The following is a 9435-nucleotide window of genomic DNA, read 5'->3' on the forward strand; positions in this document are numbered from 1 at the left end:
GACCAGCTACCTCGCGGGACTCCACCTCCGCGGAGCGGTCATCTGGCTCCGCAGCCTCCGCCCCACAACATGATCTGAACCTGGAACAGGCCCTAAGCGCTCCGCGCTCGACGCGGTGACTACCTGCCGCCAGCGCTGCTGGAAGACGGACTGGGTGATCGATCTGGACATCCGGAAGTTCTTCGACAGCGTGCCGTGGGACCTGGTCATCAAAGCGGTCGAGGCGAACACCGATCTGCCGTGGGCGGTTCTGTATGTCAAGCGGTGGTTGAAAGCCCCCTTGAGGCTGCCCGACGGCTCATTGCAGATCCGGGACCGAGGAACCCCGCAGGGTTCCGCGATCTCGCCCGTACTTGCGAATCTCTTTCTGCACTACGCGTTCGATGCGTGGATGGCCCGGGAGTTCCCCGGCGTTGCCTTCGAACGCTATGTGGATGACGCGGTGGTCCACTGCGTCAACGAGGCTCAGGCACACCATGTGCTCGCGGCTCTCCAGAGGCGGATGCGTGAGGTCGGACTGGAACTGCACCCGGACAAAACCAGGATCGTGTACTGCAAGGACAGCAACCGGAACGGCTCCTACGAGCACACCGAGTTCACGTTCCTGGGGTTCACATTCCGGGCCCGTCAGGTGCGGCTGAGGACCGGGAAGATGTTCACCGGCTTCAATCCAGCGGTCAGCAACGACGCCCTGAACAAGATCAGTAGGCGGGTGCGGTCCTGGAGACTGCACCTGCACACCGAAGTCTCCGAAGCGGACCTCGCTCGGCTTATCAACCCTGTCGTGCGAGGTTGGATGATTTACTACGGAGCCTTCTACCGATCGGCTCTGTATCCCCTCCTGGGGCGTATCAATGCCTACCTGATGCGCTGGATTCGCAAGAAATACAAGCGGCTGCGGGGGCGAAAGAAGGCACAAGACGCATGGAACAGGACCGTCACCCAGCGGCCCCGGTTCTTCGCCCACTGGGTCTGGGTACCAACAGTCCCCGTCGTCTGGTGACCAGGGCAGCAAGAGCCGTATAACGAGAGATCGTTACGTACGGTTCCGTGAGGGCCGGGGGCTGAAATGCCCCCGGCTACTCGACAGCATCTTGATGTGGTTGACCCGGCCTTCCACCGGACCGGAGTTCCAGCAGGTGGTCAGGCCCTGAACGACAGCGTCCCAGTCCAGAGGGCATGTTGCCTGGCTACGGGGTGGGGTTGTTGTCGAGCCAAGTGGTGGGGATGAGTTTTTCGCGGCCGCGCCAGTTGTAGCGGACGGATTCCTGGTACCAGTCGTGGGGCAGGTCGGCGTGGTCGCTGACGATCATCTGGAAGTTCGGGGAGAGTTCGGTGACGACCTGGTGCATGAGCTGGAAGAGGCGGGTGACGGTCACCCGGTCTTCGTCGATGGTGATGTCTTCCAGTCGCCCGCGCGCTTTGGCCATGTCGGAGGGGTAGTAGGGCTGGGTTGGCTGGTCGAGCATGAGGAAGCGGGGGACGGGCCGGCTGTTGGTGACGAAGTACTGGTGGAGGGCGATGTGAGCCGCCAGGTGGTAGCCGACGTGGTTCTTGCCGCTGCCGATGCGGAGTAGTTCGGTGATGCCCTCGTGTGTGTCGGCGACGACGGTGAGCTTCTTGAGGTTCAGACGTACCAGGCGGTCGCCGTGCTCGAGTTTGAGGAATCGGGCGTGGCTGGTCATCTTGCCGCTGAGGTGGCTGAGGCTGTGGATGAGGTTGTCGTCGATGACTTCGCTGTCGAGCTGTTCTTCGAGGCCTCGGACGAGCTGTTGGGCGATGGAGATGTCCGAGTGCAGGCGCTGGAGGTGTCCGCTGTCGGTCGTGGTGTCGATCTGGCCCAGGTGGGCGCTGATTCTGCCGCGTGTGTAGGCCTGAGCCTCGGCTTGTCCGCGGAGGCCCGCCTGCTCGGAGCGCTGCTCGGCGATGATGCTGAGGGCGCCTTCGATGCCGCGGAGCTGTTCGCGTAGGCGGGTCGCCTTCTGCTCGATCTCGCGCAGGGCCTGCTCGCGGCGGGGCTGGACTGTTTGCACACTGTCGAGCTGGCCTTGGAGGTCTGCGAGGGTGGTGTGCATGTCGGCGATGGTGGGGTCGGGCTCGGTCAGCTCGTTTCCGCACAGGGGGCAGCTGCGTTCTCCGGGGAAGCCGTCGGGCACGAGGTTGAGTGCCTGACGCTGTCGGGGATCTTGGTCGAGCGTCTCTCTGGGGGAGATTATCGAGCTGCGTGCCTGTGACCGTCGCCAAACTCGGTAGCTGTTCGGGCCCGGCTCTGCATACGTTCGGCCCCATGGCTGACGACTGCTTCGCGCATCCACGACTCGCCGCGATCTACGATCCGCTCGACCCCGACCGCAGCGACCTCGATCCATACCTGCGGATGGCAGAAGAGTTCGAGGCACAACGAGTACTGGACATCGGTTGCGGCACGGGGGTGTTCGCGGTTCTCTTGGCTGGCCGCGGGTTCGAGGTCGTCGGTGTGGATCCCGCCCAGGCATCCATCGACGTCGCCCGGACCAAGCCGGGAAGTGAACGAGTGCGCTGGATCTGCGGCGACGCGACATGCCTGCCACCGCTGCAGGTTGACCTCGCGACGATGACAGCGAACGTCGCCCAGGCCATCACTGATCCGCAGACATGGCAGAACACGCTGCGAGGAGCGCACGAAGCACTGCGGCCCGGAGGGCATCTGGTCTTCGAGACGCGCGATCCGTCCCGACGCGCCTGGGAAGAGTGGACCCGCGAGAAGTCCTACCGCGTGACCGAGATCCCAGGCATCGGCTCCATCGAGAGTTGGGTTCAGCTCATAGAGCTGAGTCGGCCTCTGGTGACCTTCCGCTGGACCTACAGGTTCGCAGTGGACGGGCAGGTGCTGACGTCGGATTCGACGCTGCGCTTTCGCGAGCGGGACGAAGTCGCGAAGGACTTGTACGCGCACGGATACGTGGTGGATGGCGTTCGCGATGCGCCCGACCGCCCGGGAAAGGAGTTCGTCTTCCTGGCGCGACGTCCGTGATCCTGGGTGAAGGTGCTGGTCAGCACCTTCACCCGGGATCAGTTCATCCTGCGGGGTGGGTGGCGACGCGCCAGGACCGGGGCCGGGGGATGTGCTGCCAGTCGAGGAAGCCCTGAAGGGCTGTCGGGTTCCGGGGCTGGCGGGCGGGTGCCGGCGGCAAGTGGACGTCGATGCGTTCGAGGTTGACCGCGATGGCGGTCAGGACGTGCTGGACGTGGGTCTTGTCTTCGCTGCGGTAGCGGCACTGGCGCATGCCGTGGCCGTTGACGAACTCGCTGATCGTGCTCTCGATGGCGGCCCGCAGCGAGTAGCGCGAGCGCCATTCCTGGGTCTGCTGCTCGGTCCGCGACTCGGACTGGATGTCGTAGAGCTCACGGGGCAGGAAGGAGACCTTCCGGGCGTCGGTGCGGGTGCAGGCGGCCTTCACCGGGCACTTCCGGCAGTCGTCCGGGGAGAACTCGGCGTTGATGTAGGGCGCGAGGGAGGGCGGTGCTGACCAGCGGCGGCTGACTTTGCCCTGCGGGCAGGTGACCTGCTTGGCGTCCCAGTCGATGGTGAACGCGTCGCGGTGGAAGACGGTGCCCTTGCGGGACTGGCGGGTGCTCTTGGCCCGGACCGGTCCGACCAGGCCGACGCCGTGCTCGCGGGCGACCTGCTGCTTCAGCGCGACGGAGAGGTAGCCGCCGTCGACGAAGTGCTCCTTCGACAGCAGATTCCGATCCTCCAGGTTGGCCAGGATGCCGGGCAGGGCCTTGGTGTCGTGGACGGGGGCCTTGGTGGTGGTCACGTCGGTGATCACGCTCGGGGTGTCCTGGTCGCAGGTCTCGGTGACATGTGCCAGGAAGCCCTTCCAGCGGGTCTCCCCGCAGCGTGCGTAGCGGGCGCTCACGTCGTAGGGCGAGACGATGGCGACCGCCGAGGGCGGCAGCCCGGCGTCCTCCGGCTCCCGCCACTTCGGCCGGTCCTGGGCGTCCAGGCAGTAGTTCTGCACGAAGATCTGACGCAGGGCCTGGACCTGCTCGCCGTGGCGAAGGGCGGGCAGGTAGCGGTGGACATAGCGCAGGAGCAGGCGGACGTCCTCTCCGGTGTCCTTGATCCGGGTCTTGGGCTTGGAGGGGTTCTTGCCGAGCCGGGCCGAGCGGCCGTAGCGCTTGCCCCAGTCCTCGGTCACCAGGCCGACCAGCTCCTGCGGCGCCCGGCGGGCAAGCTCCTCCAGCGCGGCGCGCATGGCCTCGGTGACCAGCTCAAGGCGAGTCAGGTCCCGCACAGCGGCCAGCACGTGGGTGGAGTCGGTGCGCTGCCGGCCGCGTGCCCGGACCAGGCCGACAGCCCTGATCTTCTCCAGCGCGAGATCGAGCAGCTTGTCAGCCCGGCCCTCCACGGCCAGGCGCTCGCGGAAGTCGGTGAGAACGCTGTGGTGAAAGCCGGGGTCCTCCAGCTCCATGCCCAGGGCGTACTTGAAGTCGATGCGGTTGCGCACGGACTCGGCGGCCTGCCGGTCGGACAGCTCCATCAGGAACTGCAGGACCGACACGGTCGCCAACTGGGCAGGTGACAGGCCGGGCCTGCCGTCCCTGGGATACCACTCCTCGAAGTCCTCATCGCTCCACAGACCGTTGAGATGATCGCGGATGGCCATGGCCGTGGTGCCCTGAGGGTTGCTCGCCCGCGCCACCCGCACCGTCAGCTCGGGGACCACGCAGCCGGTACGGGAGCGAACACACATCTCGGGCCTCCGAACTCACGGGCGCCAACCGTCCCACCCGCCGGGATCGCGAGGGCCGTGGTTCCTCGAGCAGCTACCACGAACGGGTGAATGGCATCGACACATCAGACACGGCCGCCACTCCGACACCAGAGAGCACGAACGATGCGTTCGCCCAACGGTCACCAGGACGCGGCCGTGTTCTCCATCGAGCCGCCAGCCTGTTCACTAGGGCGTGTGCCGAGTTGAGATCTTCATGTGAGGCTGCGGAGCCAGATGACCGCGCCGCGTAGGTGGAGTCCGGCGAGGTAGCTGACTGGGGTCTTGTCGTAGCGGGTGGCGAGCCCGCGCCACTCTTTGATCTTGTTGATGCAGCGTTCCACGGTGTTGCGGTCGCGGTAGAGCTCGGTGTCATGGGCAAGGGGTCGCCCACCCCGGCTGCCCTTGTTCTTGCGGTTGGCCGCCTGGTCGGTCTTCTCCGGTATCACCGCCCGGATACTGCGTCTGCGCAGGTAGGCGCGGTTGGCGCGGGAGGAGTACGCCTTGTCCGCGGCCACAGCGGCAGGGCGGGTGCGGGGCCGGCCGACCGGGCCCGGGACCCTGATGCGCTCCAGGACGGCGGTGAAGCGGGGGCTGTCGGCGGCCTGGCCGGGGGTGAGGACGAAGGACAGCGGGCGGCAGCGGCGGTCCGCCGACAGGTGCACCTTGCTGGTCAGCCCGCCGCGTGAGCGCCCCAGTTCGGCGGCGCGGAGCCGGGCCTTGCGGCGCCGGCGCAGGCGCCGTCGCTCCTCGCGGGCGGCAGCCTTCTGCTCGTCCGGCTCGACTATTGGGGCGTTCTGTCCCTTTGGCGAAGCCCCTTTTCCTTGGCGACGGCCTTCTCCAGGGCTTCGAGCAACTCCGCATCGACCGTCATCCCGGCGGCGTGGTGGTGGGCCCGGGCCACGGTGGAGTCCACGCTCACCAGATCGAGGTCCACCTGGCCGCGCGCGGCGGCCTCGGCGACCACCGCTTCCATCAGCGCCTCGAAGACCCCGGCCCCGGCCCAGAGGTGGAACCGTCCGTAGACGGTGGACCAGGGCCCGTACCGCTCGGGCATGTCCCGCCACGGACCGCCCGTACGGAACCGCCACATCACGCCGTTGACGAGCCTGCGCAGGTCAGGAATGGGACCGCGTTCGCCCAGCGGCAGCAGCGGTTCGAACACAGTCCACTCGTCGTCCGTGAGATCACCCCGGGTCATCCCGCCTGTCTACCCTCCCGGCCCAGCCAGGACAGCCAAACGGTCAAACCCGTGATCTCAACTCGGCACACGCCCTAGCACCCTGAACAGGGGAAATGGATCGCTTGTCCAGCATCTTCATCATGATCGACAACCCCCGGATACCAAGATCCCCGACAGCGTCAGATCTTGGGGAGCCGTCGCGGAGCGTCACCTCGGTGTTCGATTGCAAGGGGCGGGTTCGCGTGAGACCGCGTACGTCTTGTCGTTCGACAATCAGAAGTGACGCTCCCTCAGGTGCCTGCCGGCCGCTGCTGTGGTCGGCTGTGGACGGTGATGGTGCTGGTCATGCAGACCGATGCATCGTTCTGGGATTCGCTCGTGTTCGACGGGATCGACGACGTGGATGTCGAGGCGGTGACGGCCGCGTTCGGCACGGTCGAGGTGGTGGCGAGAGGCAGCGCGGCTGGGGCGACGTGTCCGGACTGCGGCTGCTTCTCGGACCGGGTGCACGACCGCTATCAGCGCAGGCTGAAGGATCTTCCGCTCGCTGAGCAGGGCTTCGTGATCCGGCTGACGGTCCGGCGCTTCATCTGTGGGGCGGCGGACTGTCCGCGCCGGACGTTCGCCGAGCCGTTCTCCCGATTGGCCGCCCCGTACGCACGGTTCACCACTCGGCTCAACCACGCCCTGGAGCGAGTGGGGCTCGCGCTGGCCGGGCGGGCCGGTGCCCGGCTGGCTGCCCAGCTGGGCTTCGGCGCGGGAAGGATGACCTTGTTACGCAGGGTCATGGCATTGCCCGATCCACGGTTCTGTACTCCGCGTGTGCTGGGCGTGGACGACTTCGCGATCCGCCGCGGCCAGACCTACTCCACCGTCTTGACCAGCGTCGAAGACCGTCGCGTGGTCGATGTGCTCCCGACGCGTGAAGCCGGGCCGCTGGCCGCCTGGCTGGTTCGCCACCCCGGCGTGGAGATCATCTGCCGGGACCGGGCGGGCGCTTATGCCGAGGGTGCCCGGCGCGGTGCCCCCGACGCTCTGCAGATCGCTGACCGGTTTCATCTGTGGCAGGGCCTCGGCCGGGCCGTGGAGACCTGCGTCGCCGCCCACCGCGACTGCCTGCGCAACCCGTCGCCCAGCGGCATGTTGCCGGAGGCCACCCGACTGGCTGCCGGTCGGCCGCAGGACGACTCGGAGCCCGTCGGCCGGCGGGCCGAGCGGAAGAAGGCAGCGCACGCTCTGGTCCACGAGCTCCTTGCCCAAGGCCACTCACGCCGGGCGATCGCCCGGCACCTGGGTTGGGGCCTCAACACCGTGCTCCGATGCACGACCGCCGCACGCTGGCAGGACACCTTCCGCGAGAATCAGCCCCGACCCAGCAGGCTGGACCCCTACAAGCCCTACCTGGAGCGGCGGTTCACGGAGGGATGCACCAGCGTTACCCGACTGCACAGCGAGCTGGTTGCCGAGCACGCTCCCGTCACCTACGCCATGGTCCGCGCCCACATCGCCACCTTGCGCGGGGCTCCGTCCGCCGCACCGCCCCGGCCGCCGACGGTGCGGCAAGTGACCGGCTGGCTCACCCGTCACCCCGCGACTCTGACCGAGGAAGACCGGGCTGGCCTGAAGGAGGTCTTGGCCCGCTGCCCCGAACTGGACACTGCCGCCAGACACGTCCGGGACTTCGGCGAGATACTCACCGACCGCCTCGGCTCCACACTCCCCACCTGGATCGACGCAGGTGACGCCAGCCAACTACCTGGCCTCACCGGCTTCGCCGTCCACATGCGCCGGGACCTCGACGCCGTGACAGCCGGGCTCACTCTCGACTGGAGCTCCGGCAGCATCGAGGGCGCCGTCAACCGCATCAAGAAGATCAAGCGGCAGCTCTACGGCCGAGCCGGATTCGAACTACTCCGCAAGATGATCCTGCTTCAGTAGCACTCCGCAACTCCTCAAGATCTTTTGCCTATGGAGCCGTATCGCGCAGGTCGGGGCGGTTCCTTGGCAGTCCGAAGCCTGCCATCTCCTTTTCCTCGTACGACAGGAAGCCCAGGCTCCGGTAGAACGCGTGGTTGCGGTTGCCTTCTGGTGACGACTCGTGGTCCGTGGACAGGAGGAAGAATCGGCAGTGGGAGTAGCGCCGCATCAGGTGCTCGACCAACGTCCGGCCGACCCCCTGCCTGTGGTTCGCCGGATTGACCACGACGTCCTGGACGTAGCAGATGTGCTCGTCGTCGGAGATGGTCCGGGCCAGTCCGAGGAGCGTTCCCGATCCATCTCGTGCCGTGATGACGAGGTGAGAGTTCACGAGACCACGACAGAGCTTGTCGACGTCACTGGTGTAGCCCTCCCAGCCGACCGAGTCGTAGAGGTTCAGCATCTCAACAGGATCAAAAACGCCCTCTTCTGCTATGAACATGTCGATCCCCTATGCACTGGTGCCACTTCTCATCTTCAACTCGACACCACATCCGAATCCACACACGTCGAGCACGTCAAGATCGGTTACTGCCGGACCCTGCCGACTCTCGCTGGCTCCTCGGCTCGTGGACGGGTACTGGCGAGACGGGCAGGACACACGGCGGTCTCATGAGGCCCTCGCAATCGAACGCCGGGATGACGCTCCGCGACGGCTCCCCAAGATCTGTGCCAGAACCCAGTTTTGAAGGCACTTGGAGCCTTGCGGTGGGACGATGGGTGTGTTTCTCCCGTTGGCGGCCCTGATGCGCATATCGGCGACCAAGGTTGAGTTGTACGCGGCGATCCGCCGTGACGACCGAGCTGGTGTGTCGATGCGTGCCCTGGAGCGCAAGTACGGGGTGACCCGGCGAACGATCCGCAGAGCGTTGGAGGCGATGCTGGCCATGGTTACCGCATCCGGTCACGCCGATGATGCGAGGCCGCCCCGCCGTACGATCGAGCTGGCCGACACGGAAAGCTCGGCCGCCGCCATCAACGGCGCCGGACACGCCGTCGGTGTGGGGGGCAGCCACGCGGTGCTGTGGCCAGGTGCCGCACCGGCCGTCGACCTCGGCTCACTCCCCGACGCCGCGTCGAGCGGGGCAACGGCGATCAACGACGCCGGCGTGGTCGTAGGAATGACCATGATCGACGGAGACGTTCTTCTCATCACCGCGGCGCGCTGGTCGGCGGACGGGACCATCACCGACCTCGGCACGCTCCCCGAGGGCTACGGCTGGGCCACCGACATCAACGAATCGGAAACCATCGTCGGCAGCTCACAGACCGAGAACGACAGCTCACACGCGGTGCGGTGGAACGCGGCAGGCGACATCACCGATCTCGGTACGCTCCGCACCTTCACCGAGAGTTTCGCGTACGCCGTCAACGAATCCAATGTCGTCGTCGGACAGTCCGGCTTCACCGATCTCACCGGGCCCGCAGTGCGGTGGGAGGCCGACGGCACCATCACCGAGCTCGCTCTGCCGCCCGGGACAACCGACGCCGCGGCGTACGCGATCAACGATTTGGGGG

The 9435-nt window shown here is 66.7% G+C and carries 8 protein-coding genes and 1 pseudogene; 5 read left to right on the top strand and 4 right to left on the bottom strand.

The genetic code is table 11. The annotated features are described in order from the left end of the window. Positions 1 to 91: 91 nt before the first annotated feature. Together ACIHCQ_RS44180 and ACIHCQ_RS44185 are read left to right on the top strand one after the other, a co-directional pair. A pseudogene (locus ACIHCQ_RS44180) lies at positions 92 to 607 on the top strand (reverse transcriptase domain-containing protein); the annotation flags it as partial. A 45-nt stretch (positions 608 to 652) separates the two neighbouring features. Continuing rightward, a complete protein-coding gene (locus ACIHCQ_RS44185) occupies positions 653 to 1003 on the top strand; it encodes a group II intron maturase-specific domain-containing protein (protein ID WP_399674953.1) in 351 nt (116 codons plus the stop codon). A gap of 187 nt (positions 1004 to 1190) precedes the next feature. On the opposite strand, the gene ACIHCQ_RS44190 is transcribed toward ACIHCQ_RS44185, so the two are convergent. Further along, a complete protein-coding gene (locus tag ACIHCQ_RS44190; protein WP_399674940.1) occupies positions 1191 to 2156 on the bottom strand; it encodes a DUF3732 domain-containing protein in 966 nt (321 codons plus the stop codon). A 131-nt stretch (positions 2157 to 2287) separates the two neighbouring features. Here ACIHCQ_RS44190 and ACIHCQ_RS44195 point away from each other — a divergent pair, with 131 nt between their 5' ends. Beyond that, positions 2288 to 3013, top strand: coding sequence for a class I SAM-dependent methyltransferase (locus ACIHCQ_RS44195; RefSeq protein WP_399674942.1), 726 nt, complete (start codon positions 2288 to 2290; stop codon positions 3011 to 3013). Between the two features lie 43 nt (positions 3014 to 3056). Here ACIHCQ_RS44195 and ACIHCQ_RS44200 read toward each other — a convergent pair whose 3' ends face one another. Continuing rightward, entirely contained in the window at positions 3057 to 4739 is a 1683-nt protein-coding gene (locus ACIHCQ_RS44200) for an IS1182 family transposase (RefSeq protein ID WP_399674944.1), read from the bottom strand. A 233-nt stretch (positions 4740 to 4972) separates the two neighbouring features. After that, positions 4973 to 5958 (bottom strand): IS5 family transposase gene (locus ACIHCQ_RS44205; RefSeq protein WP_399674945.1). Its coding sequence is split into 2 segments (ribosomal slippage): positions 4973 to 5569 and positions 5572 to 5958, totalling 984 coding nucleotides; the frame shifts between segments, so codons are not numbered across the junction. 327 nt (positions 5959 to 6285) lie between these two features. Here ACIHCQ_RS44205 and ACIHCQ_RS44210 point away from each other — a divergent pair. After that, positions 6286 to 7878, top strand: coding sequence for an ISL3 family transposase (locus ACIHCQ_RS44210; protein WP_399674947.1), 1593 nt, complete (start codon positions 6286 to 6288; stop codon positions 7876 to 7878). A 28-nt stretch (positions 7879 to 7906) separates the two neighbouring features. Here ACIHCQ_RS44210 and ACIHCQ_RS44215 read toward each other — a convergent pair whose 3' ends face one another. Further along, complete coding sequence (locus ACIHCQ_RS44215) at positions 7907 to 8320, bottom strand: GNAT family N-acetyltransferase (RefSeq protein ID WP_399674949.1); 414 nt, start codon at positions 8318 to 8320, stop codon at positions 7907 to 7909. A gap of 313 nt (positions 8321 to 8633) precedes the next feature. On the opposite strand from ACIHCQ_RS44215, the gene ACIHCQ_RS44220 reads away from it, so the two are divergent. After that, positions 8634 to 9435, top strand: an 802-nt coding sequence (locus tag ACIHCQ_RS44220; RefSeq protein ID WP_399674951.1) for a hypothetical protein, incomplete at its 3' end; no start/stop codon positions are given.

Source organism: Streptomyces sp. NPDC052236, assembly GCF_044548015.1.
Lineage (GTDB): Bacteria > Actinomycetota > Actinomycetes > Streptomycetales > Streptomycetaceae > Streptomyces.